The organism is Serratia liquefaciens (assembly GCF_027594825.1).
Classification (GTDB): Bacteria; Pseudomonadota; Gammaproteobacteria; order Enterobacterales; family Enterobacteriaceae; genus Serratia; species Serratia liquefaciens_A.
On record NZ_CP088930.1, the window covers coordinates 2,108,762 to 2,132,508 of the forward strand.

Annotated in this window: 24 protein-coding genes and 1 tRNA gene; 17 read left to right on the plus strand and 8 right to left on the minus strand. The window is 54.3% G+C overall.

Annotated elements, in window-relative coordinates; translation table 11 throughout:
- Window positions 1-147: 147 nt before the first annotated feature.
- Together LQ945_RS09585 and ruvX are read left to right on the plus strand one after the other, a co-directional pair.
- The gene (locus LQ945_RS09585; RefSeq protein WP_044553426.1) at window positions 148-711 is read left to right on the plus strand and encodes a YqgE/AlgH family protein; all 564 of its coding nucleotides are present in this window, start codon (window positions 148-150) and stop codon (window positions 709-711) included.
- The gene (gene ruvX, locus LQ945_RS09590) at window positions 711-1,133 is read left to right on the plus strand and encodes a Holliday junction resolvase RuvX (RefSeq protein WP_020828599.1); all 423 of its coding nucleotides are present in this window, start codon (window positions 711-713) and stop codon (window positions 1,131-1,133) included. The genes LQ945_RS09585 and ruvX overlap by 1 nt, the downstream gene beginning before the upstream one ends.
- Here ruvX and LQ945_RS09595 read toward each other — a convergent pair.
- Window positions 1,130-2,152, minus strand: a complete 1,023-nt coding sequence (locus tag LQ945_RS09595) for a type IV pilus twitching motility protein PilT (RefSeq protein WP_270102777.1) — start codon at window positions 2,150-2,152, stop codon at window positions 1,130-1,132. The two genes, ruvX and LQ945_RS09595, sit on opposite strands and share 4 nt — an antisense overlap.
- 20 nt (window positions 2,153-2,172) lie before the next feature.
- Between LQ945_RS09595 and LQ945_RS09600 the strand changes: the two genes are divergently transcribed.
- The 6 genes from LQ945_RS09600 to hemW are packed head-to-tail and all read left to right on the plus strand — an operon-like array spanning window position 2,173 to window position 6,338.
- Window positions 2,173-2,880, plus strand: coding sequence for a YggS family pyridoxal phosphate-dependent enzyme (locus tag LQ945_RS09600; RefSeq protein ID WP_270102778.1), 708 nt, complete (start codon window positions 2,173-2,175; stop codon window positions 2,878-2,880).
- A gap of 20 nt (window positions 2,881-2,900) precedes the next feature.
- The gene (gene proC / locus LQ945_RS09605; RefSeq protein ID WP_020828602.1) at window positions 2,901-3,722 is read left to right on the plus strand and encodes a pyrroline-5-carboxylate reductase; all 822 of its coding nucleotides are present in this window, start codon (window positions 2,901-2,903) and stop codon (window positions 3,720-3,722) included.
- A gap of 31 nt (window positions 3,723-3,753) precedes the next feature.
- Window positions 3,754-4,308 carry a YggT family protein gene (locus LQ945_RS09610; RefSeq protein ID WP_044553435.1) on the plus strand — a complete coding sequence of 185 codons (555 nt, stop codon included), beginning with the start codon at window positions 3,754-3,756 and terminating at the stop codon, window positions 4,306-4,308.
- Window positions 4,305-4,595 (plus strand): DUF167 family protein YggU, encoded by a 291-nt coding sequence (gene yggU, locus LQ945_RS09615; RefSeq protein ID WP_020828604.1) that lies wholly within the window; start codon window positions 4,305-4,307, stop codon window positions 4,593-4,595. The genes LQ945_RS09610 and yggU overlap by 4 nt, the downstream gene beginning before the upstream one ends.
- Before the next feature lie 17 nt (window positions 4,596-4,612).
- On the plus strand, window positions 4,613-5,206 hold the full coding sequence (locus tag LQ945_RS09620; RefSeq protein ID WP_270102779.1) for an XTP/dITP diphosphatase: 594 nt from the start codon (window positions 4,613-4,615) through the stop codon (window positions 5,204-5,206).
- Entirely contained in the window at window positions 5,199-6,338 is a 1,140-nt protein-coding gene (gene hemW, locus LQ945_RS09625) for a radical SAM family heme chaperone HemW (protein ID WP_182822534.1), read from the plus strand. The genes LQ945_RS09620 and hemW overlap by 8 nt, the downstream gene beginning before the upstream one ends.
- Before the next feature lie 38 nt (window positions 6,339-6,376).
- Here hemW and LQ945_RS09630 read toward each other — a convergent pair whose 3' ends face one another.
- From LQ945_RS09630 to trmB, 6 genes are all read right to left on the minus strand, one after another.
- Complete coding sequence (locus tag LQ945_RS09630; protein WP_270102780.1) at window positions 6,377-6,625, minus strand: DUF2442 domain-containing protein; 249 nt, start codon at window positions 6,623-6,625, stop codon at window positions 6,377-6,379.
- Entirely contained in the window at window positions 6,609-6,851 is a 243-nt protein-coding gene (locus LQ945_RS09635; protein ID WP_270102781.1) for a DUF4160 domain-containing protein, read from the minus strand. Before LQ945_RS09635 ends, LQ945_RS09630 begins: the two co-directional genes overlap by 17 nt.
- An 86-nt stretch (window positions 6,852-6,937) precedes the next feature.
- Window positions 6,938-7,654, minus strand: coding sequence for a DUF2884 domain-containing protein (locus LQ945_RS09640; RefSeq protein ID WP_044553444.1), 717 nt, complete (start codon window positions 7,652-7,654; stop codon window positions 6,938-6,940).
- Window positions 7,655-7,684: 30 nt separating this feature from the next.
- Complete coding sequence (gene glsB / locus LQ945_RS09645) at window positions 7,685-8,608, minus strand: glutaminase B (protein WP_044553889.1); 924 nt, start codon at window positions 8,606-8,608, stop codon at window positions 7,685-7,687.
- Window positions 8,609-8,703: 95 nt separating this feature from the next.
- Window positions 8,704-9,030, minus strand: coding sequence for a YggL family protein (locus LQ945_RS09650; RefSeq protein WP_020828611.1), 327 nt, complete (start codon window positions 9,028-9,030; stop codon window positions 8,704-8,706).
- The gene (trmB, locus tag LQ945_RS09655) at window positions 9,030-9,749 is read right to left on the minus strand and encodes a tRNA (guanosine(46)-N7)-methyltransferase TrmB (protein ID WP_044553445.1); all 720 of its coding nucleotides are present in this window, start codon (window positions 9,747-9,749) and stop codon (window positions 9,030-9,032) included. The genes LQ945_RS09650 and trmB overlap by 1 nt, the downstream gene beginning before the upstream one ends.
- Window positions 9,750-9,926: 177 nt before the next feature.
- Here trmB and mutY point away from each other — a divergent pair, with 177 nt between their 5' ends.
- Genes mutY through mltC form a run of 3 tightly spaced genes read left to right on the plus strand, consistent with a single transcriptional unit; the run spans window position 9,927 to window position 12,427 of the window.
- On the plus strand, window positions 9,927-11,027 hold the full coding sequence (gene mutY / locus LQ945_RS09660; RefSeq protein WP_420136179.1) for an A/G-specific adenine glycosylase: 1,101 nt from the start codon (window positions 9,927-9,929) through the stop codon (window positions 11,025-11,027).
- Window positions 11,024-11,296 carry an oxidative damage protection protein gene (locus LQ945_RS09665; protein ID WP_020828614.1) on the plus strand — a complete coding sequence of 91 codons (273 nt, stop codon included), beginning with the start codon at window positions 11,024-11,026 and terminating at the stop codon, window positions 11,294-11,296. Before mutY ends, LQ945_RS09665 begins: the two co-directional genes overlap by 4 nt.
- A gap of 54 nt (window positions 11,297-11,350) precedes the next feature.
- Window positions 11,351-12,427, plus strand: coding sequence for a membrane-bound lytic murein transglycosylase MltC (gene mltC, locus LQ945_RS09670; RefSeq protein ID WP_270102783.1), 1,077 nt, complete (start codon window positions 11,351-11,353; stop codon window positions 12,425-12,427).
- A gap of 59 nt (window positions 12,428-12,486) precedes the next feature.
- Here mltC and speF read toward each other — a convergent pair whose 3' ends face one another.
- Window positions 12,487-14,649, minus strand: coding sequence for an ornithine decarboxylase SpeF (gene speF / locus LQ945_RS09675; RefSeq protein ID WP_270102784.1), 2,163 nt, complete (start codon window positions 14,647-14,649; stop codon window positions 12,487-12,489).
- Between the two features lie 704 nt (window positions 14,650-15,353).
- Between speF and LQ945_RS09680 the strand changes: the two genes are divergently transcribed.
- The 6 genes from LQ945_RS09680 to LQ945_RS09705 all read left to right on the plus strand — a co-directional run bounded on the left by LQ945_RS09680 (window position 15,354) and on the right by LQ945_RS09705 (window position 23,613).
- Window positions 15,354-15,429: transfer RNA gene (locus tag LQ945_RS09680), tRNA-Phe, on the plus strand.
- 1,067 nt (window positions 15,430-16,496) lie between these two features.
- Window positions 16,497-19,694: an autotransporter outer membrane beta-barrel domain-containing protein gene (locus tag LQ945_RS09685; RefSeq protein ID WP_270102785.1), complete on the plus strand. Its 3,198-nt coding sequence runs from the start codon at window positions 16,497-16,499 to the stop codon at window positions 19,692-19,694.
- Between the two features lie 219 nt (window positions 19,695-19,913).
- Window positions 19,914-20,834 (plus strand): alpha/beta hydrolase, encoded by a 921-nt coding sequence (locus LQ945_RS09690; protein WP_270102786.1) that lies wholly within the window; start codon window positions 19,914-19,916, stop codon window positions 20,832-20,834.
- Window positions 20,835-21,171: 337 nt separating this feature from the next.
- On the plus strand, window positions 21,172-21,582 hold the full coding sequence (locus LQ945_RS09695; protein ID WP_044553450.1) for a GNAT family N-acetyltransferase: 411 nt from the start codon (window positions 21,172-21,174) through the stop codon (window positions 21,580-21,582).
- A 25-nt stretch (window positions 21,583-21,607) separates the two neighbouring features.
- On the plus strand, window positions 21,608-22,297 hold the full coding sequence (locus tag LQ945_RS09700; protein ID WP_044553451.1) for a helix-turn-helix transcriptional regulator: 690 nt from the start codon (window positions 21,608-21,610) through the stop codon (window positions 22,295-22,297).
- A 20-nt stretch (window positions 22,298-22,317) separates the two neighbouring features.
- Complete coding sequence (locus LQ945_RS09705; protein ID WP_262242453.1) at window positions 22,318-23,613, plus strand: cytosine permease; 1,296 nt, start codon at window positions 22,318-22,320, stop codon at window positions 23,611-23,613.
- Window positions 23,614-23,747 lie beyond the last annotated feature (134 nt).

Sequence of the window (23,747 nt, forward strand, 5' to 3'; positions counted from 1 at the left end):
GCGGGTGACATTGTCGCCCGCCTTCCCGACCTCCCTGAATGACGCTGTCGGCCCGCGTCAACCGAGTCGCGGCTTGAAAGGCGATGGGGATAGCCGCATACTGGCGGCTGTTTAACTTCTCACCAATCAATTACCTTGAATAACACCATGAATTTACAACACCATTTTCTTATCGCTATGCCATCACTTCAGGATCCTCGCTTCAAACGCTCGGTGATTTATGTCTGCGAGCACAATGAAGACGGCGCCATGGGCCTGGTGATCAATAAACCGGTGGAACAGTTCACGGTGGAAACAGTGCTGAGCAAACTGAAGATCATGCCGCAGGCGCGCGATCCGGCCATCAGTCTGGATAAGCCGGTGTTTGCCGGCGGCCCGCTGGCTGACGATCGCGGTTTTATCCTGCATACCCCGCGCAAAGGCTTCGGCTCCAGCATTCAGATCTCGCCGAAGACCATGATCACCACCTCGAAAGACGTGCTGGAAACGCTGGGCACACCGGAACAACCGGATGACGTGCTGGTCGCGCTCGGCTATGCCGGCTGGGAAAAAGGCCAACTGGAACAGGAAGTGTTGGAAAACGCCTGGCTGACCATTGAGGCCGACACTGACATTTTGTTTCATACGCCGATCGCCAGCCGCTGGCGCGAGGCCGCCAATCGCCTTGGCATCGATATCCGCAGCATTGCCAACCACGCAGGACACGCCTGATGACCAACCGCACCATTATCGCCTTCGACTTCGGCACCAAAAGCATCGGCGCGGCCATTGGTCAGGAGCTTACCGGCAGCGCCCGTGCGCTGGCGGCTTTCAAAGCGCAGGACGGCTCGCCGGACTGGCAGAAAATCGAGAAGTTGCTGAAAGAGTGGCAACCGGATCTGGTAGTGGTCGGCCTGCCGCTGAACATGGACGGCACCGAACAGCCGGTCACCGAGCAAGCGCGCAAGTTCGCCAACCGCCTGCACGGCCGCTTTGGCGTGCAAATCGCGCTGCATGATGAACGTCTCAGTACCGTCGAAGCCCGCGCCAACCTGTTCGATCGCGGCGGCTTCCGTGCACTTGACAAGGGCAGCGTGGATTCCGCCTCGGCGGTGGTCATTCTGGAAAGCTGGTTCGAACGGCAATTGGGTTAATCCTCTGGCAAAGTTCCCTCCACGCCGCCCAGTAACCCCGCACCGATCCGCTGTTGCAGACCTTGCTCAAAGGTCTGCATGCCGGACTGCCCACCGGTTTGCAGCACGCTGGCAAGCTGATGGGTTTTGCCCTCGCGGATCATGCTGCTGACCGCCGCCGTCGCCGTCAGCACCTCAAAAATCGCCACCCTGCCGCCCCCGGGCCGGCTCAACAACTTCTGCGCAATCACCGCCTGCAGGCTACCGGCCAACTGAGCACGCACGTAGGGCTTTTCTTCCGCCGGGAAAACATCCACCAGCCGATCGACCGCCTGCGTCGCGCTACGGGTATGCAGCGTCGCCAGTACCAGATGGCCGGTTTCCGCAGCGGTAAGCGCCAGCCTGATGGTTGTGGTGTCACGCAGTTCCCCCAGCAAGATGACGTCTGGATCTTCACGCAGGGCAGCGCGTAGCGCGTCGTCAAAACTGTGGCTGTCACGGCCCAACTCACGCTGCTGAATTAAAGAGTGTCGACTACGGTGAATAAATTCAATCGGATCCTCCAGCGTAAGAATATGCCGCCGCTGGTGCTGATTGATGCCGTCAATCATTGCCGCCAGGGTCGTGGATTTACCGCTGCCGGTCGCGCCGGTCACTAAAATCAGGCCATCTTCCCTGCGCACCAGTGCCGAAATGATGTCTGGTGCCGCCAACGCCGCCAGCGTCGGGCACTCGCCGGCAATCAGCCGCAAGGCAAGCGAAACCCCGAGGCTTTGCAGAAAGAAATTGGCGCGCAGCCGAATATCGCCCGCAAGCGTCAGCGCCAGATCAAGCTGCCCCTGCTGTTGCAATTGCTGCCGCTGCTGGGGTTGTAGCAGCGCGCTGCACAAGCGGTGCATCTTGGTCTCGGTCAGTTTTTCCGCACCTTCAAGCGGCTGTAATTCGCCATCGATGCGCAACATCGGCCGATGCCCCGTACAAAGGTGCAGATCGGAAGCATTATGCTTTACACTAAGGGCCACGAATTCACCGATATCCATATCAATCTCCTGGGTCAATAATGAGCACTATCCAACAGAATCTGCAGGATGTCAGAAACCGCATTGCCGCGGCCGCTCAAGGCTGCGCTCGCGCTCCAGAAGAAGTGACGCTGCTTGCAGTGAGTAAAACCAAACCTGTGGCGGCGATCGCAGAAGCCATCGCGGCAGGCCAGCGAACCTTCGGCGAAAACTATGTGCAGGAAGGCGTGGAGAAGGTTCAGCATTTTGCCGCGCTGCCGGAAGGGGCAACGCTGGAGTGGCACTTTATCGGCCCTTTGCAATCCAATAAGAGCCGGCTGGTGGCAGAGCACTTTGCCTGGTGCCATACCGTCGATCGGCTGCGTATCGCCCAGCGGTTAAGCGACCAGCGCCCGGCAGACATGCCGCCGCTTAACGTTCTGATCCAAATAAATATCAGCGATGAACAGAGTAAATCTGGCATTGTACTGGCTGAACTGCCGGCGCTGGCTGAAGCGGTGGCTGCCTTGCCAAACGTTCGTTTACGTGGGCTGATGGCGATTCCGGCTCCGCAAGAAGACTACCAGAGCCAATTGGCGGTATTCCGCCAGATGCACGACGCCTTCCAGGCGCTGCAACAGCATTATCCGCAGGTGGACACGCTGTCGATGGGCATGACCGATGACATGACGGCGGCCGTTACCGCAGGCAGCACTCTGGTTCGTATCGGTACCGCCATTTTTGGCGCGCGAGATTATTCGCAGTCCTGACACACTGACGAGGAATTTTAATGCAACACCGTAAGATTACCTTCATTGGCGCCGGCAACATGGCTCGCGCAATCATCGCCGGCCTGGTGGCGGGCGGTTACCCGGCCAAATCCATCAGCGTCTGCGCGCCTTCGGCTAAAAACCGCGATGCGCTGGCTGCCGACTATGGCATCGTCAGCAGCGGCGATAACCTGGCCTGCGCACGCGAGGCCGACGTCATCGTACTGGCGGTGAAGCCGCAGATGATGGCAGATGTCTGCCAGCCGTTGCGCGATCAGATCGATTTCAGCGGCAAGCTGGTGCTATCGATCGCCGCAGGCATTCAGGTCAGCCGTTTTTACCAGCTGCTGGCCGACAACTTGAACATAGTACGCATTATGCCAAACACGCCATCGCTGGTGGGAAAAGGCATGAGCGGCCTGTATGCGCCGCAGCAGGTAAGCCAACAGGATCGTGACTACACCAGTGATTTGATGGCGTCAGTCGGCAAGGTATGTTGGGTGGATGACGAAAACGGCATCAACAGCGTGATCGCCGCCGCGGGCAGTGCCCCAGCCTATTTCTTCCTGTTTATGGAAGCCATGCAGCAGGAAGCCGAACGTATGGGCTTCGACAGCCAGACGGCCCGTGCGCTGGTGCAACAAGCGGCTTCCGGCGCCGCTGCGCTGGTGGAAGCCAATCCGGAGACGCCGTTGTCGACCTTGCGTGAGCAGGTAACCTCCAAAGGCGGCACCACCGCCGAGGCGCTGCGGGTATTCAACGAGCAACAGCTGCCGGCAACCGTGGCCAAAGCCATGCAGGCGGCAGTTTCCCGTGCGCAGGAAATGGAAAAATCATTTTAAATAATCGAGAGTTAAGGAGAAGGACGACTTCATGCTAACGCTGACTTTTTTGGTCAAAACCGTTATTGATCTTTACGTCATGGTACTGCTGCTGCGCATCTGGATGCAGTGGACACGCGCTGACTTTTACAACCCATTCGCGCAGTTTATCGTGAAGATCACCCAGCCGGTGATTGGCCCGCTGCGCCGTATTATCCCGTCAATGGGACCAATTGACAGCGCATCACTGCTGTTGGCTTTCCTGCTGATGACCATCAAGTATCCGCTGTTGCTGCTGATTCAGGGCGGCGCGATGTCACTCAGCCCGTATAACCTGCTGTTTGGCTTGATCTCTCTGGTGAAGTCGGCCGGTTATCTGATCTTCTGGGTGATGATTATCCGCGCGCTGATGAGCTGGATAAGTCAGGGCCGCAGCCCGATTGATCAGTTGATGTATCAACTGACCGAACCGTTGATGGCGCCAATCCGCCGTATTCTTCCGGCAATGGGCGGCATTGATTTTTCAGCGATGGTAGTGATCTTGATCCTGTATCTGATCAACTACCTGGGTATGGATCTGTTCGGTGAGATCTGGTTCCTGCTGTGAGTGCAGTCACCCCCGTGCTGGACGGGCTGGCAATCAGGCTATATATTCAGCCGAAAGCCAGCCGCGACCAGATTGTCGGTTTGCATGGCGACGAACTTAAAGTCGCCATTACCGCCCCGCCGGTAGACGGCCAGGCCAACGCTCATCTGATCAAGTTTCTCGCCAAGCAGTTCAAAGTGGCGAAAAGCAACGTCACCATAGAGAAAGGCGAACTGGGGCGGCATAAACAGTTACGCATCGTTAATCCGCAACAGATCCCCGCCGTGGTCGCGGCGCTAATCGAATAAATTTCAAGGTAGTCATCATGCAAAAAGTCGTTCTTGCCACCGGTAACCCGGGTAAAGTGCGCGAACTCGCCGACCTGTTGGCCGATTTCGGTCTGAACGTGGTCGCACAAACCGAATTGGGCGTGGAGTCCGCCGAGGAAACCGGCCTGACGTTTATTGAAAATGCCATTCTGAAAGCCCGCCATGCGGCAAAAATCACCGGCCTGCCGGCGATCGCCGACGACTCGGGTCTGGCGGTGGATGCGCTGGGCGGCGCGCCAGGCATCTATTCTGCACGTTACGCGGGTGTAGACGCCTCTGACCAGCAAAACCTCGACAAGCTCCTGGTTGCGCTGAAGGACGTGCCCAAGGGCAGCCGTGGCGCACAGTTCCACTGCGTGCTGGTGTATATGCGCCACGCGGAAGACCCGACGCCGCTGGTGTTCCACGGCAGCTGGGCCGGTGAAATCACCGATGCCGCCGCCGGTGAAGGCGGTTTCGGCTATGATCCTATCTTCTACGTTCCAGAACTGGGCCGTACCGCTGCCGAACTGAGCCGTGACGAAAAACGCGCCGTATCACACCGTGGTAAAGCTCTGAAGCTGATGCTGGAAGCGATGCGCAATGCTTAAGTTGCCCCCGCTGAGTTTGTACATTCACATTCCGTGGTGCGTGCAGAAATGCCCGTACTGCGACTTCAACTCGCATGCGTTGAAGGGCGAAGTGCCGCATCAGGAATACGTCGATCACCTGCTGGCGGATCTTGATGCCGACCTGCCGCTGGTCAGTGGTCGTGAAATCAGCACCATTTTTATCGGCGGCGGCACTCCCAGCCTGTTGAGTGCCGAAGCGATGCAATCGCTGCTGGACGGCGTACGGGCACGCATCCCGGTGATTGACGGCGCCGAGATCACCATGGAGGCCAACCCGGGTACCGTAGAAGCCGATCGCTTCAGCGGCTATCAGCGCGCCGGTGTGAACCGCATTTCTATCGGCGTGCAGAGCTTCAGCGCCGAGAAGTTAACTCGTCTGGGTCGCATTCATGGCCCGGAAGAGGCCAAACGCGCAGCACACTTGGCTACCGGCCTGGGTTTGCGCAGTTTTAACCTCGACCTGATGCACGGCCTGCCGGACCAGTCGCTGGAAGAGGCGCTGGACGATTTACGTCAGGCCATCGCCCTCAATCCCCCACACCTGTCGTGGTATCAGCTGACCATCGAACCCAATACTCTGTTTAGCTCACGCCCGCCGGTGCTGCCGGACGACGACGCGCTGTGGGATATTTTCGAACGGGGCCATGAATTGCTGAGCGCCGCCGGCTACCAGCAGTATGAAACCTCGGCCTACGCCAAACCGGGCTATCAGTGCCAGCACAACCTCAACTACTGGCGCTTCGGCGACTACCTGGGGATTGGCTGCGGCGCACACGGCAAGTTGACCTTCAGCGACGGTCGCATTCTGCGCACCGCGAAAACCAAGCATCCGCGCGGTTTTATGCAGGGCAAGTACCGGGACAAGCAGCATGAGGTGACGGCGGCAGATCGGCCGTTCGAGTTCTTTATGAACCGCTTCCGCCTGCTGGAGGCCGCACCGCGTGCCGAGTTCGTCAACTACACCGGGCTGGATGAAAGCGCGATCCGTGCATCGCTGGACGAAGCGCTGGCGAAAGGCTATCTGGTGGAAACGCCGGAATACTGGCAGATCACCGAGAAAGGCAAACTGTTCCTTAACTCGCTGCTGGAGTTGTTCCTGGCGGATGAATGAAAAAAAAGCGCTGAATTATCAGCGCTTTTTTTTAAGTGTCAGGCAGCATGGTGGGGACAATGGGTAATATCCCCTCTTCCCTTTAGCAAGCCTTCAACAGAAATATCCTCATCCAACGTCTCCCAATGGATCCCGCGGGCACTCAGCTCAAAGTGGGCTCGCTCTTGGTCCGTTGCATTCAGCAATCGAGGAAACCAGGCGAGTGGAACGCCGATAATTCTGGCATCGCTCAACTCAACCCACATCGTTGTCTCATCGAAGTTTACGTTTTTAGCTGAAATACTCATCCCAGGCCTCCAAAAATAACCCTTTATGGACTCCAACAACTTCGGTTAATTCTTTTAATATTCTGGCATTAAACCCATCATTACGGGCTACCAGCACCTCTGGCATCAGCCAAAACTTGGCTTCTGCCACGGCATCTCTGACATGAATATGAGCCGGTTCCAACGGCTCACCTTCATTCGAATAAAAAAAGAATTTATAACCTTTATAACGGAATATCACTGGCATCAATGCAAAATCCTTTTAGTCATTGATTATAGTTTAACCAGTCTGTCAGATGTTCGTTAGAAGGTCAAAACAGACCATAAGCCAGATTACTTCAATGCATTAAGCAAATCTTTGCGCTGGGTTTCCAGGCCGGTAACGCGGTTGCACACGTCGTGGCCGAAGTTCTGGAAGTCCTGCTCCTGGTTATTCCATTCGTTCTGAATCGCCTTCTGCAGGCCCCCCAGATTGCCCATAATCGCCTGCAACGGGTTACCGCCACTGTTGGCTGCCTGCTTGACGCCCATCTCATTCAGGCTGTCCTGCAATACGCCACCCATGCTCTGCTGGACGATATTGCGGCCATCCTGTTCAACCTGATCAATCGCCTTGTGATGGAAGGTAAGGCCGTCGCTGCGGTGCTCGATGATACGGTTCATCTGTTGCTTAAGCTGACCGTTCAGCGTGGTCAGGCGGTTACGCACGTTGCTGTCGCTGCCCAACTCTTTGACGATCACCTTGTCCAGCGCCACCCGCGCTTTTTCCAGATGTTGCTGAGCGCCGTTGTCGATCCACGGCAGCTCTTTGCGCAATGCGCTCTGGTAGCTGAAGGCCTTCTGGCGCTGGCTGTCCGTCAGGCTCAACGCCTGGCCGTTGCGAGTGACATCGCCATCCGGTGAAATCTGCAGATTGCCGCTGGCCCCGGTCACCTGTACGTTCTGCGGGCTGATAATCACGTCGTCCTGGGGTTTAACGTTGCACTGATACTCGGCATGGGCCTGTGAAGCAGTCAACAACAGTAAGGCTAACCCGGTTTTCTTTAACATATATTCTCCTGACGCCCTTCCGTGGTGGGGCTAAAAAATCGAACGGCTAATCCGTTGAGACAACAGTTCCAGCGCCGCAGTTCCCGCCAATGAGTTACCGGAAGCATCCAGCTCCGGCGACCAGACGGCGATCGACAGCTCGTCGGGGACGATAGCGACAATGCCGCCCCCCACGCCGGACTTGCCCGGCATGCCCACGCGATAGGCGAATTCCCCTGCGCCGTCGTACATGCCGCTGGTCATCATCAGCGCATTAATCTGGCGTGCCTGCAGGGGGCTTATCACCTCGCGTCCGCTAAGATCACGCCCGTGATTGGCCAGATAAACAAAGCTGCGCGCCAGCTCCACGCAGCTCATCCGCAACGCGCAGTAGTGAAAATAGGTTTGCAGCACGGTAAGCACGTCGTTTTCGAAATTGCCGAACGACTTCATCAGGTAGGCTATCGCCGCATTGCGATCGGAGTGTTCGAACTCGGAACGGGCCACCCGCGAGTCATAGGCCAGGTCATCTTCACCGGCCAGTTGGCGCACCACTTCCAGCATTCGCTGCTTGGGCGCACTGAGCCGGGTTTGCAGCATGTCGCATACCACCAGCGCACCGGGGTTGATAAACGGATTGCGCGGTTTGCCCTGCTCCATCTCCAGCTGCAGCAGCGAGTTGAACGGCAGGCCGGAAGGCTCCTTGCCAACCCGACGCCAGATCTCCGGCTCCTGATAGCGCGTCAGCGCCAGCGTCAGGCTCAGCACCTTGGAGATCGACTGAATAGAGAAACGCTCGTCGGCATTACCGGCCTGGAACATTTCGCCGTCGACGGTGCAAACGGCGATCGCCAGCCGATCGGCCGCCACTTCCGCCAGCGCCGGTATATAGTCCGCCACCTTGCCCTGGCCAATCAGCGGGCGCACCTGTTGCAGGATCTCATCCAGCAACGCGTTATCCAATGTTGTTACCACCGCGGTCACACTCCGGACAAAATAAAGGTGCCGTAAAGGCACCTTAAATCAATAGATTCAGCGCGACGCCAGGCCGCGCTTATCAGGCAGGAAAATCAGTCCCACCAGATATCGAACAGATCGCTGACCTTAACGTCGGTCAGTTTACGCGCTTCCAGCCATTTTTTAACCAGTTCGCGTTGCTCGTCAGTGCAGTGACCAATGGTCTGCAGACAGATCAGGCCTTCCCACTGCAGGTAGCCGCTACCGTCAAAAGCCATGCCGTTCGGCTCAATCACTTCGTCGATAAAAGCGTCCAGCGTGCTGTCGATATCTTCAACCGCGGTGCCTTCGGCAAAGCGCCATGCTACGGAGAAGCCCAGCTCCTGAAACTCTTCAATGTGTAACTTTTTACGTAAACGACGACTGCGGTTCTTAGCCATTATTCTTTCCTCTCAAACATCAAGTCCCAAACGCCATGTCCCAGACGCTGGCCGCGTAATTCAAATTTTGTCAGTGGGCGTGAATCCGGACGCGGCACATAATCATTATCGCTGGAAAGATTGCGATAGCCTGCGATCCCGTTCATAACCTCTAACATATGTTCTGCATAAGGCTGCCAGTCGGTGGCCATGTGGAAGACGCCGCCGACTTTCAGTTTGCGACGCACCAGTTCAACAAACGGCGTCTGTACGATGCGGCGTTTGTTGTGGCGCGCTTTGTGCCACGGATCGGGGAAAAACAGCTGAACCATGTCCAGCGAACCGTCCGGGATCATATTTTCCAGCACCTCAACCGCGTCGTGACACATTACGCGCAGGTTGTTCAGTTCCGCTTCGGTAGCGTCGGCCAGGCAGGCGCCCACGCCCGGCGAATGGACTTCTATCCCCAAGAAGTTCTGCTGCGGGTTGTTGCCCGCCATGGTCACCAGCGAGGCACCCATACCAAAACCGATCTCCAGCACGGTCGGCGCGTCGCGCCCGAACAGTGCGGCGATATCGACAGGTTCAGCCTGATACTCCACGCCCATCACCGGCCAATAGTTGTCCAACGCGTGCTGCTGGCCTTTGGTCAACCGCCCCTGGCGGCGGACAAAACTGCGGATACGGCGCATCGCGCGGCCGTTCTCATCAAATTCCGGGGAGATGACGTCATTAATCATAGTGCTTTCTGTCTGTTTGGCTGCCAATTAGGGAAACGCGCATTATGCAAAGATACATTGGTTTAGCAAGTATTCATCTAATGTACCTGCCGTGCGACGTCGGAAAGTTCCGGTTTACAGCATCATGACTCTATGCTGCAATCGCGCTTCATTTTCTGCCGGATATCGAATCAGCTTATGATGCAAGCACAGCAGTTCGCACAGGTGGTGCTTGACTGGTACCAGCGTTACGGCCGTAAAACTCTGCCGTGGCAGCTTGATAAGACCGCCTATCAAGTATGGCTCTCTGAGGTCATGTTGCAACAAACTCAGGTTGCCACCGTGATCCCTTACTTCCAGCGCTTTATGGCACGTTTTCCCAACGTGCGTGCGCTGGCTGAAGCGCCGCTGGACGAAGTGCTGCACCTGTGGACCGGCCTGGGCTACTACGCCCGTGCGCGCAATCTGCATAAGGCGGCGCAGGCTATTGTCGCACAGCACGGCGGCGAGTTCCCGACAACCTTTGAAGAAATCCACGCCCTGCCCGGCATTGGCCGTTCAACGGCAGGCGCAGTGCTGTCGCTCGCGCTCGGACAACACTACCCCATCCTCGACGGTAACGTAAAACGCGTACTGGCCCGCTGCTATGCCGTCGAAGGCTGGCCGGGCAAGAAAGAGGTGGAAAACCGACTGTGGGAAATCAGCGAAAACGTCACTCCGGCCAAGGGTGTTGGCCAGTTCAATCAGGCGATGATGGATCTGGGGGCGATGGTCTGCACCCGCTCCAAACCGAAATGCGAACTGTGCCCGCTCAGCCTGGGCTGCATCGCCCACGCCCACCACAGTTGGGCAAAATACCCCGGTAAAAAGCCCAAGCAGACCCTGCCGGAAAAAACCGCCTACTTCTTATTGCTGCAGCACGGCGAACGAGCCTGGCTGGAACAACGCCCCGCCGTCGGTCTGTGGGGCGGTCTGTTCTGCTTCCCGCAGTTCAGCGAACGTGGAGAGATGGAACTCTGGCTGCAACAGCGCGGTCTGAAAAACAATCGCCGGGAGCAACTGACCGCATTTCGTCATACTTTCAGTCATTTCCATCTCGATATCGTGCCAATATGGCTGGAAATGGACGCTACAGGCAGCAGCATGGATGAGGGCGCCGGTCTCTGGTATAACTTAGCGCAGCCGCCATCGGTCGGCCTGGCCGCGCCGGTTGACCGCCTGTTGCAACAGTTGGCAAAACAGTCCCCGCGCCAACAGGGTTTATTTGGCGATAGCGCCATTGATGAGGAATTAGCATGAGCAGAACCATTTTTTGTACCTTCCTGCAGCGTGACGCCGAAGGGCAGGACTTCCAGCTTTATCCTGGGGAAGTCGGCAAACGCATCTATAACGAGATCTCGAAAGAAGCCTGGGCAGAATGGATGAAAAAACAAACCATGCTGATCAACGAGAAAAAACTGAACATGATGAACGTCGACGACCGCAAATTGCTGGAAGCGGAAATGATCAAATTCCTGTTCGAAGGGCATGACGTCCATATCGAAGGCTATACGCCACCAAGCGAATAATGCTGTTGGGGCCAGGCGCTGGCCCTTCCAATACTTCTCGTATACGGCTTGCAGATGAAGAAAATTTTAGCTTTGCTAGTGATAGCGCCCCTGCTGATTTCCTGTTCCGGCAAAAAAAGCACCGAAGTCAACGAAGCCTGGGTCAAAGACACCAACGGCTTCGAAATCCTGATGGGTCAGTTCGCCCACAACATCGAGAATATCTGGGGTCTGAACGAAGTTCTGATCGCCGGGCCGAAAGATTACGTCAAATACACCGACCAGTATCAAACCCGTAGCCACATCAACTTTGATTCTGGTGCCATCACTATAGAAACCATCGCCACCACCGATCCCGCCGCGCATCTGCGCCAGGCGATTATCAGCACCTTGCTGATGGGGGACGATCCGGGTTCCATCGATCTCTATTCCGACGTCAACGATATCCAGATCAGTAAAGAGCCGTTCCTTTACGGCCAGGTACTGGATAACAAAGGCGCCCCTATCCGTTGGGAATGGCGAGCGGCGCACTTTGCCGACTATCTGTTGCAGACCAAGCTGCAAAAACGCACCTCCGGCCTGCACGTGATTTACTCGGTCACTATTCAACTGGTGCCAAACCACCTGGACAAACGTGCCCACAAATACCTGCCGATGGTGCGCAAGGCATCGGAAAAATACGGCGTGGAAGAGTCGCTGATCCTGGCGATCATGCAGACTGAATCGAGCTTTAACCCCTATGCGGTGAGCGGTTCAGATGCGTTGGGCCTGATGCAGGTGGTGCAGCACACCGCCGGTAAGGACGTGTTCCAGATGCGTGGGAAATGGGGCAAACCAAGCCGCAGTTACCTGTTCGATCCGGAAAACAACATCGATACCGGTACGGCTTATCTGGCCATTTTGCAGAACAACTATTTGGGCGGGATTCAAAACCCTACCTCACGCCGCTACGCGGTTATCACCGCCTATAACGGTGGCGCCGGCAGCGTGCTGCGCGTGTTCTCGAGCGACAGGAGCCGTGCGGTGAGCATCATCAACGGCATGCAGCCGGGCGACGTCTATCAGACGCTGACCACCAAGCATCCGGCCGGCGAATCTCGCCGTTACCTGGTGAAGGTGAACAACGCCCAGAAGAGTTACCGCAGAAGATAATTTGCGGTGGCGTTATCAATGAAAAGGGCCGGTGCAAGGTACAAACCGGCCCTTATTTTCTATTGCTTGATCATATAGCCGAAAATGCGTTTCCAGCCGTGATCCTTTTTCTCGATATACACGCCCTGCAGCTCCGGTGAGAAGCCCGGCAGCCGGTTGATGCCCTCTTCCAGCGCCAGGAAATAACGCTGTACCGCCCCGCTCCAGACTTCACCCGGCACCACGCACAGCACGCCCGGTGGGTAAGGTAACGCGCCCTCTGCCGCAATGCGCCCTTCGGCCTGCCCGATCGGCACCAGTTCGACGTTGTCGCGAATAAACTCCACGTTGGCGTCCTGCGGATTCATCATCACCTGCGGGAAATGACGCTGACGGAACATCTCTTTTTGCAGCTGTTTAACGTCGAAGCTAACGTACAAATCGTGCATTTCCTGGCACAGCTGGCGAAGGGTATAGCCACGATAACGCTGCTCGTTCTTGCGATACACCGTTGGCAGCACCAGGCTCAGCGGCGCGTCCTCTTCCACGTAACGTTCGAACTGCACCAGCATATCCACCAGCTGTTCCATCTTGGCCGGGTTTTCCGCCGGGGTCAGCAGGAACAGGATCGAGTTAAGATCGCACTTCTCCGGCACGATGCCATTTTCGCGCAGGAAGTTGGCCAGAATGGTGGCCGGCACGCCAAACTCGGTGTACTGGCCGGTGGCTGCATCAATACCCGGCGTGGTCAGCAGCAGCTTGCACGGATCGACCAAATACTGGTCCTGCGCATAGCCTTCGAAACCGTGCCATTTCTCATCCGGAACAAAGTTGAAGAAACGGGCATCGTTGGCGATCAAATCGGTGTCGTGATCCTGCCAATTTTTGCCCGCAACCTGCAGCGGCACGAACGGCCTGAGCTGCGAACAACGTTCCAGCAGTTGCTTGCGCGTCTCGATGCCAAGCTTCACGCAGTCCATCCACATACGGCGACCGGCGGCCCCGGCATGCATCTTGGCGTTGACATCCAGCGCCGCAAACAGCGGATAGAACGGACTGGTAGAGGCGTGCAGCATGAAAGCGTTGTTCAGGTGCTTGTGGTTGCAGTGGCGCTTCTGGCCCTTGATATGGTCGTCTTTCTTGTGGATCTGCGAGGTTTGCGAGAAACCGGCCTGCTGCTTGTGCACCGACTGGGTAACAAAGATGCCCGGGTCAAGCTCATCCAGCTCCAACAGCAGCGGTGAACACTCTTTCAGCATCGGGATAAAACCTTCGTAGCCCACCCATGCCGAGTCAAACAAGATGTAGTCGCACATGTGACCGATGGTGTCGATCACCTGACGCGCATTATAAATAGTGCCGTCGTAGGTGCCGAGCTGAATGATTGCCAGGCGGAAAGGACGCGCTGCCTCGGCTTTCTCCGGCGCTACCTGACGAATTTGTTCGCGCAGATAACGCTCGTCAAAGCAGCGGGAATCTATTCCGCCGATAAAGCCAAAGGGATTGCGCGCGGTTTCCAGATACACCGGCGTCGCACCAGCCTGGATCAACGCACCATGGTGGTTGGACTTATGGTTGTTACGGTCGAACAGCACCAGATCGCCACGGGTCAGCAGCGCGTTGGTGACCACCTTGTTGGCGGCCGAGGTGCCGTTGAGCACAAAATAGGTTTTATCGGCGTTGAACACCCGTGCCGCATGCTTTTGAGCGTCCTTGGCCGAACCTTCGTGGATCAGCAAATCGCCCAGTTTGACGTCGGCGTTGCACATGTCGGAACGAAAAAGCGTTTCACCGTAAAACTCGAAAAACTTGCGGCCCGCCGGGTGCTTGCGGAAAAATTCCCCGCCCTGATGCCCCGGACAGGCAAAGGTCGAGTTCTCCATTTCCACATAGGTTTTCAAGGTTTTGAAAAACGGCGGCAGCAGCGCCTGCTCGTAAGCATCCGCCGCGGCTTCCAACTGCGCCATATAAAACGCCTTGCTGGCGCCGTCCAGCGCAAAAACGCCGCTGATAAACGGCAGGTAGTCCGGGGAGAGATGCTCGTCACCGGCCACCGCCACAAAGGTCGGGATCTCAAAACCGGTGGCTTTAAGCTGCGCCAGGATACCGGCATTGACGTCATCAACCGACACCACCAACGCCGCAACGTCGGTATAATCCGTCTGCTCGACGCGGACAATCTGGCGCAGCGTTTCAATGGCGGCGACCAGGCTGGCACTGGTAGCTATTTTCAATTCTTTCATAGTGCTAACTCTCAAACGGTTAAGGATGAGGGTGTGCCACAAGGCACGGTGATGAGATAACAAAGGTTATCCCGGCAAATTGATGTCCGGGGTGGCAGCATAGAGCGCATGCGTGACCGGCTGATGATCTTAAGATTATCAGGGTACTATCGGGAACTGGTATCAGCAGCGTCCAATAGACATCAGTAAAATCAGAGCCGCAGCTCTATTTTTAATAATGCCTAACAGCGAGCATGAAGTTGCCTTACCGCATGCTGGGCTGGGCGTTTCTGGAGGACGGCGTTCGGGAAAGATAGCGGCGGAGTAGCGGCATCATCAGATGTCTGGTGCGCAGTGGCGCTTGAGGAACCATACCAGTCATGCCTGCAACCCTCTGACTTAAATGAGCGGAAACGCCGTTAGGGGACGTAGAGTGCTAAAATTTGCGCAATGATTGCATGTTTTTTTATGAGGTTCAAGTAACTATTATGCTGATCACCCACTTGAACACACCAGCGTAACTAACTGTTATAAAAAGAATAAAAATAAAATACAGAAAAATCAAAACGGTATAAATACACGGATTTTTTGCATACTTACCGGGTGTTGATGCCCCAAAACGCCGCAGGCTTCGATCGTCACTGCATGAAAATAGAGCAACCGATCGGCTTTGTGACAGAAAGCGATTGACGATATCCGGCCAATAGGGTTAAATGCGCCCCGTTGCCCGGATAGCTCAGTCGGTAGAGCAGGGGATTGAAAATCCCCGTGTCCTTGGTTCGATTCCGAGTCCGGGCACCATATTTAGAGAACCCAGCCAATGGCTGGGTTTTTGCTTTTCTGGGGTAGGACTCTTCATCGAACAAGTTCGATTATTCGGCCTAAAGGCCTCCCCCTGCGGGCCAACGCTAAAGCGTTGTTCAATCCGGCGCAAGCACCGGTTGTCCGAGTCCGGGCACCATATTTAGAAGAACCCGCCTATGGCGGTTTTTTTGCTTTCTGGAGTTGAGCTCTTCATCGAACAAGTTCGATTATTCGGCCTAAAGGCCTCACCCTGCGGGCCAACGCTAAAGCGTTGTTCAATCCGGCGCAAGCACCGGGTGTCCGAGTCCGGGCACCCTATTTAGAAGAACCCGCCTATGGCGGGTTTTTTGCTTTCTGGAGTTGGACTCTTCATCGAACAAGTTCGATTATTCGGCCTAAAGGCCTCCCCCTACGGGCCAACGCTAAAGCGTTGTTCAATCCGGCGCAAGCACCGGTTGTCCGAGTCCGGGCACCATATTTAGAAGAACACGCATATTTCCCCCACAGGAAGGAACAATCACTATTTTTAAATAGCTAGTCTAAATGATTATATTATCTCTCATATATCACACACTATAAAATCATCATTGCAGTCGTACACATCAAGCTTATTTGTTTAAAGTATGACATAAGGCATTCTACTTTCTTGTAAACCAATTAATAATTAATCCAATCAAAAACATACAAGGATATTTTAGTTTTCAACGTTAACCTCCTCCGTAACCCACTCTTACACAATACAAAAAAACATCACAACTCCTTGACTTTATTTAAAAAAATATATTTTAAATAAAAAACATAAACAGTAAGCGCATCACATATTAATTCATAACAAAAACAAATAACATCAAATAGGCTAACCCACTTTAAATAATCAATACAAATCAGAACCTAAAGCTTTACCCCAATTTGAAGTTGAGCTATTTTAGCCATGTTAGATACCGAGAGAGACAATAATCAGCCTCAAATAACTTAATGCATTACCACCCTATTCCTCGGCCAACTCTCCCTCAAACAAATAAAATATCAATCATATTTAAATTAACATAAGGGACGTTAATACCATGTTCAGCTTCAAAGTAAAAAAGATAGCCCACGCCATTAATGGAGCGCTAATATTAGGCACTTCGTGTTTTTTACCCGGTTTACCTAATGCTTTTGCAGACACGCTGATTGTCACTAACGGCAAGCAAAGTGATGTAGAAAACAAAACATTCGATGGCCTTATTGCCTTCGGCAAGGATAGTAATATCACAGGGAAAAATATAACTGTACTTACCACTAGTTCAGATTATAAATCTGGGGCAATTGCTACTGGCCAATCGCATATATCGCTGACAGATGGGAGCATTACCACCCTTGGCAAGATGGGGGGCGGGCTTGTGGCGTCTGGTAACGGCTCGACTATCAGCACCACTGGCACCACGCTGGATATCAGAGGAGATGGAACCAAGGGAGCCATGGCTCAGGATGCCGCGATAATAACCCTTAAAGGCGGCAGTATAAAAACCGCGGGTGATATGAGCAATGGGCTCCATGCATTTGGCGCGGGCAGTTCCGTTAAGGCATCTGATGTCGACATAGCTACAGGCGGAAAAGAAGCCTATGGTGCGGCGGCTTATCAGGGTGGGAAAAACATCGTCAGCGGCGGGAGTATAAAAACCACTGGGGAGAATAGTCGTGGGGTCTATGTCAGCGATGCCGATTCCTCCATTGAAGTATCCGATACCATTATAGAAACAACAGGTCAGGATTCTTATGGTGTGGCGGCATATCAAAGCGGAAAACTTATCATTAACGACAGCACTATAAAAACCGCAGATATTAACGGCCACGGTATTGCCGCTACGGATACGGGCTCATCTGCTGAAGTTATCAATACGACCATTGAAACCATCGGGAACAACGCTGTAGGGGCAGTGTCTCTGAATAATGCCAAAGTCACTCTTCGTGATAGCAGCATAAAAACCGCCGGAGAAGAAGGCGTAGGGTTCCTGGCCAAGAACAATAATGCCGTTATTGAGACGTTTAACGTAAATACCGAAACAACCGGCAAAGACTCTTATGGAGCGGCTGCCTATAAAAGCGGTAAGGTTATTATCAATGATGGCACTATAAAAACGTTCAATACCCGAGGCTACGGGGTAGGTGCGGCGGATGTGGGTTCATCGGTATCTGCGACTAATGCAATCATCGAAACAAAGGGACTCAACTCGGCAGGTGCCGTAGCTGGTAATAAAGGAGAAGTTACTCTGGTTGGAGGAAGTATCACAACAACCGGCGAAATAGCTCACGGCCTTGGCGTATATAACGGCGGCCAGTTGAGCGTCACCGGTACTCAAATCCAGACCGAAGGAAGAAATGCCGCTGTTATTTTTGCCAACAGGGACGATCTATCAAATGCTGATGATACCAGCACCGTCAGTATAACTGATAGCACAATAACGGCCTCTCAGGGTAATATGCTTCATTCAAAAGGGGCTGCAATCGATGTGAATTTCAACAATGTCATTACCCCACGCTCCGGCAGCGGCCTGCTGATTAACGCCTTTGATGCAGATCCCGGTCAGCATGCCGCTGTCAATTTCACTGCAAAAAACTCCAGCCTCTACGGCAATATCATTGCCGCCCCAGAAAACGTGGTCTCAGTAAGGCTGGAAGATGCCACCCTTACCGGCGCAGCCAAAAATGCCACTAATATGGCTCTCGACCAAGGCGGAGTATGGACGGTAACCGATAATTCATCGGTATCACAGTCTGTCAGCAACGCCGGCACCCTTGCCTTCTCTGCCCCGACCGGCGGGCAGTTTAAGACACTCACCACTCAAAACTACACCGGTAACAATGGCACTCTGATTTTCAATACCCTGCTGGGTGACGATAAGTCGCAAACGGACAGGCTGGTGATCACCGGCAACTCGGCGGGTAATTCAAACGTTCAGATTAACAAGGCTGGCGGCAACGGCGCACAAACGGTCGAAGGCATCGAGCTGATTTCCGTCGGCGGAAAGTCTGAAGGCATTTTCACCAAATCAGGGCGTATTGCTGCCGGCGCCTATGATTACGACCTGGTTAAGAAAAACAAAAACTGGTATCTGACCAGCACGCAGGCAAACCCTGTCGACCCCGGCATATCGGAAGAAAAACCTGTTATCCCACCTATCGACCCAGGGACGTCGGAACAACCTGTAACACCGGTAGAGCCTGTAATACCGGCGGATCCTTCAACGCCACTCCTCCCAGTAAATCCTCTGGAACCAGCACGCCCTACCGAGCATATCTTCCGCCCAGAAACAGGCAGCTATGCCACAAATATGCTGGCCGCCAATACGCTGTTTACTCTCTCGCTGCACGACCGTTTGGGTGAAACCCAGTACACCGACGTGCTTACCGGTGAGAAAAAAGTGACCAGCATGTGGTTACGTAACCAGGGTGGGCATCAACGCAGCCAGATGGCTGATGGTCAGAACAAGACTCAGGCCAACCGTTATGTGGTGCAGTTGGGCGCAGATATCGCTCAGTGGACCAGCGACGGACTCAACCGTTACCACCTCGGTGTGATGTCAGGCTATGCCAACCAGAAAAGCCATACGCACTCATCAGTTACCGGCTATGGCTCACGTGGGAATATTGATGGTTACTCCACTGGCATTTACGGCACCTGGTATGCGAATGCGGCAAATAAGTCAGGGCTTTATATGGATGGCTGGCTGCAATACCAGTGGTTTAACAACGAGGTGAATGGCGACAACCTCGACGCCGAGAAATATAAATCCCGTGGATTTACCGCCTCATTAGCCAGCGGTTACAGCTTCCTTCTCGGTGAAAGCAAGAGCCGCCAGGGAATGATCAGAACCTTCTGGTTACAACCTCAGGCTCAGGTTACCTGGATGGGCGTGAAAGCGAAGGAACATACCGAATCCAATGGCACTCGCGTGCAGGGCGACGGACAAAACAACATCCGCACCCGCCTTGGTGTCAAGGCGTACATTAAAGGGCACAGCGCTATCGACGAAGGTAAGGATCGGACATTCCAACCCTTTGTTGAAGCCAGCTGGCTCCACAACAGTAAAAACTTCGGCGTGACCCTGGATGACACCAGAGTCTCAATGGCTGGCACTCGCCAGATCGGCGAAATAAAAACGGGTGTGGAAGGGCAACTCGGTAACAATCTGAATCTGTGGGCAAACATTGGGCAACAAATGGGGGATAAAGGCTACAGCGACACCCAGGCTGCGCTTGGCGTGAAATATCTTTTCTAAAATGCACTTTTGACTGATGTCAGCGTTGGCCGGGGGCATAACTCCTTAAAGGATATTTTCCCTCGGCCAGCGCCTCTCGTTGCAGGATAATCGTACAACCCACCGCTAACGCCGGCCGTCCAAGGTCGGTTTCCTATGCAAAGATAGGGTCGAAAGACAGGTTTTTTGCTTTCCGGCATAAATGCTAATATCGCCTTTTCTCGATAAACAGAATCCAGCATGCCATCGTCTTATCGTCGCTTTCTAACCCTTGTTATCGCACTGATTATCGGCGTTGCCACCCCAGTGCTGGTACAGGCCAGGCCCGATCTGGAACGTACCATTGGCGCTACCGTTGCCGATAGCCCATCACCTGATTATCAATTCAGCGATCTGCGGCTCACTTCCGCAGACGGCCAGCGTCGTTACCGTATCCGCATAGCGCAGCCACGCATTGCCCCACCGTCTACCGGCTATCCGGTGATCTACTTTCTGGACGGTAACGCGGTATTAATGGAGCTGAATGCCCATTTGCTGGCTCAGCTTGCCGTACAAAAACAGCCGCCGGTGCTGGTGCTGCTCAGCTATGACAACGATCTGCGCATCGACTCCAGGGGCCGCAGTTACGACTACACGCCGGCTTCGCAGCAGGATGCTGGAAAGCAGCCCAATGGCGGCGCGGACGCTTTCCTGAAACTGATCGAAACCCAGGTGAAACCTGCCGTTGCCGCTAAGGTTACTGTTAACCCGCAGCAACAAACGCTGTGGGGTCACTCTTACGGCGGCCTCTTCGTCTTGCATACTTTGTTAACTCAGCCAGCCGCATTCCAGAATTACATCGCCGTAGAACCTTCGCTGTGGTGGGGGAAAGGGTTTATCCTGCAAGAAGCACAGCGGGTTATTGACCGACATCCGCCTTTGTCTGCCCATCTGCAGCTGTGGATCGGCGGAGCGGAAAAAATGCGTGAAGCACCGCCGATTATCAGGCAGAGTCAGTTACCCGCAGACGCGGCTCAGAGCCTGACCAAACGGCTGGCAACTCTCGACGGGCTTAAGGTTGACTACCGGGAGTGGCCTGGCCTGGACCATGGGGCTATGCTCAGCGCAGCCATAAAGCCAGCTTTGGAAGGCATAGCCAAAGACAATGCTGCAGGTCAATAACGTGCTGAGGTTGGGGGAATGCGAAACGCGGCGGCTCCCCTTTGGCAAGTTAGCTTGCTCTACCGGTGGAGCCTGAATAACTAATGTATTCCCTGGATGGGGCCCTGGTGAGGCACAATAGGAATAGATTGACTGAGCAGGACCAAAGGCTATTTATTACCGCGTATTACGTTATTTTCTGGCCCTGTCGCAGCTAATATAAACGCTTGAGCACATCACGGGAACGGGTGAAAACCACCCTTGTAATACATTATGAAAAGTGATAGTTAAACCGGTTGGGGCAGCCTCAGTTTGATTGCACTGCCAAATAATTATCACAGGGAATTATATTATAACGATGAATATCAATATTACCGACCAGCCAAATCCGAAAGACGAAGAGTTTGTGATTGACAGTCTTTGGGCCCATAACGCCAAAATCGAGCCCGTGGACATCCACCCTTTATTCCTGACCGTGACCGATGACGAAGGCGCAATCGTCGCCGGCCTGGTAGCCAGAACCTGGTGGGGCGGGCTTGAAGTGCAGTATCTTTGGGTCAGCGATCAATACCGTAAAAGCGGTTACGGCCGTCAACTGATGGTACAGGCCGAAGAAGAAGCCAAGAAACGCGGTTGCCACATGGCTTATGTCGATACTTTCGATTTTCAGGCCCGAGGCTTTTATGAAAAATTGGGCTATCAGGTTTACGGCAACTTAGGCGACTATGCCAAACAGCATACGCGTCACTACCTGGCGAAAAAGATTTAACCCAATTTCAGTCGGTGAGGTCAGAATGGATTCGCCCGATAAAAGTAATGAATTCTATTTGAAAGGCCTGATTGCCATGATGGAGCACTTAAGTGAGCCCTGGGGCATTAAGGACCTGGCATCCCGTCATCTTTACATGAACCGGGCCGCCTACCTCTATACCAACACGCCATTGAGCTTTGATATAGCCGGTAAGCGAGACGACGAGTTCCCCGCCGACTGGGCCGAATCTGCGGCCGATTTTGTAGAACATGACAAAATGACCGAAATCTCGCGAGATCGGGTTGCCGTAATAGAAACGCATTATTGGTACGGGAAAGACAGCCTGACGCCGTTTATCAGCGAAAAACTGCCTATCTACAACGATAAGAAAGAAGTCTTCGGGGTAATGTGGAATGCCAAACCGCTTAACACCTTATCCCCGCTTAATTATATCAACCATCAAAAACCCAGCGTACTGACTACCGAAACCAACAGCACCATTTTTACCCGGGCTGAGCTTGACGTTATATTTTTAATGCTGCAACGGCTGTCGGTGAAAGAAATCGCCAAAATATATAATATCAGCAATAAGACCATAGAAAATAGAATATATAACATTTATCAGAAATCTGATGTCCACACACAGCAGCAGTTTGAGGAGTTTTGCAAATATGCGCGGCTGGACAGCTACATTCCCGATCGCCTGATAGCTAAAGGCATCCAGTTTATTTAAATAGCAAGGAATACCTCACCGTGATCAAAATCGAAGACTACCCGTTAACCCGGGTACCTCAGGATAAAAGAGTCTCGTTTCTAAGCGTGGCCATAGTGCATATGGGCATGTTGACCGCACTGGATCAGTTTATGCTGGGTGCCGTATTGGGCCATTCCATGACGCTGCTCGATGCATTTACCGCCATTTTCATCGGCAGCCTGATTTTTGGCGTAGTGACCTATGGCCTTGGCCTGGCGGGCATGCGTGAAGGGATCTCCGGCAGCCTGCTGGCCCGTTGGTGCGGCTTTGGTCGGCTGGGCTCGGTGTTGATCGGGGTGGTGGTCGCCGTCAGCCTGCTGGGCTGGTTTGGCATTCAAAACGCCATCTTCGCCAAGTCGCTGGATTTTGCTCTGGGGAACAAGCTGGGCTTTGGCCTGGCGGCCGGCCTGTCCGGCACCCTGCTGACCATTCTGGTGGCCTTCGGCTTCAAAGCGCTGCGCATCGCCGCCAGGATTGCGGTACCGATGTTTATTATGCTGGTGGCCTATATCTCCATCATCACCCTCACCGGCCACAATCTGCCTGAAATTATTCAATTGGTACCGCCGGGTGAACCTCTGTCGATCAGCGCCGGTATCACTATCGTGGTCGGGGGTGCGATTGTCGCCAGCCTGATGACCCCCGATTTGACGCGCTACTCCAAGAACGGCAAGCATGTTTTCGGCGTAACCATTTTTACCATTATTGCCGGGGAATTCGTGGTTAACGGCCTGGCGATACTGATCGCCAAAACCTTGGGCACGGCGGATGTGGTCACCATCATGTCACAGGTCGCCGGTGGCGCAGGCCTGCTGGTGGTGGTGTTCTCCACCCTCAGGGTTAACGACCTAAACCTGTATTCCTCCTCGCTCGGCATCGTTAACGCCGTCGAAGGCATGACGGGCAAAAGACTGAAGTACACCGCCACCACGTTGGTGATCGGCGTACTGGGCACCACGCTGTCGGTGCTGGGGATCCTGGACCGCTTCGTCGACTTCCTGACGGTGCTTGGCGTGGTGTTCCCGCCGATTATCGGCGTCATGCTGGTGGATTATTATCTGCTGCGCACCCACCGTAAAATTCTCGACGAGAGCCGCCGGGAAGGGAAATTGCCGGACCAGACGCCGACCATCGGCTGGGCGGCGATCATTGCCAGCATCGTCGGCAGCATCGTCGGGTTGGTAACCGAGTGGGGCGTGCCGACCATCAACTCACTGCTGGCCGCCAGCCTGTTATATTGGGTGTTCAAGTTGGCCATGAGCCGTTCCCAGAAGCCGGCGCAGGCGCAAAGCTGATTGATATCCCTGCTCTCCCGCTCTGGGAAGTGGGGATAATCGGAACATGAAGGGTGTTCGGTGATATTGCCGCAGCCTCTTTTAGGCGCAACAAATTGATATCGGTCGGCTAAAAGCCGACTGGCATCAATACG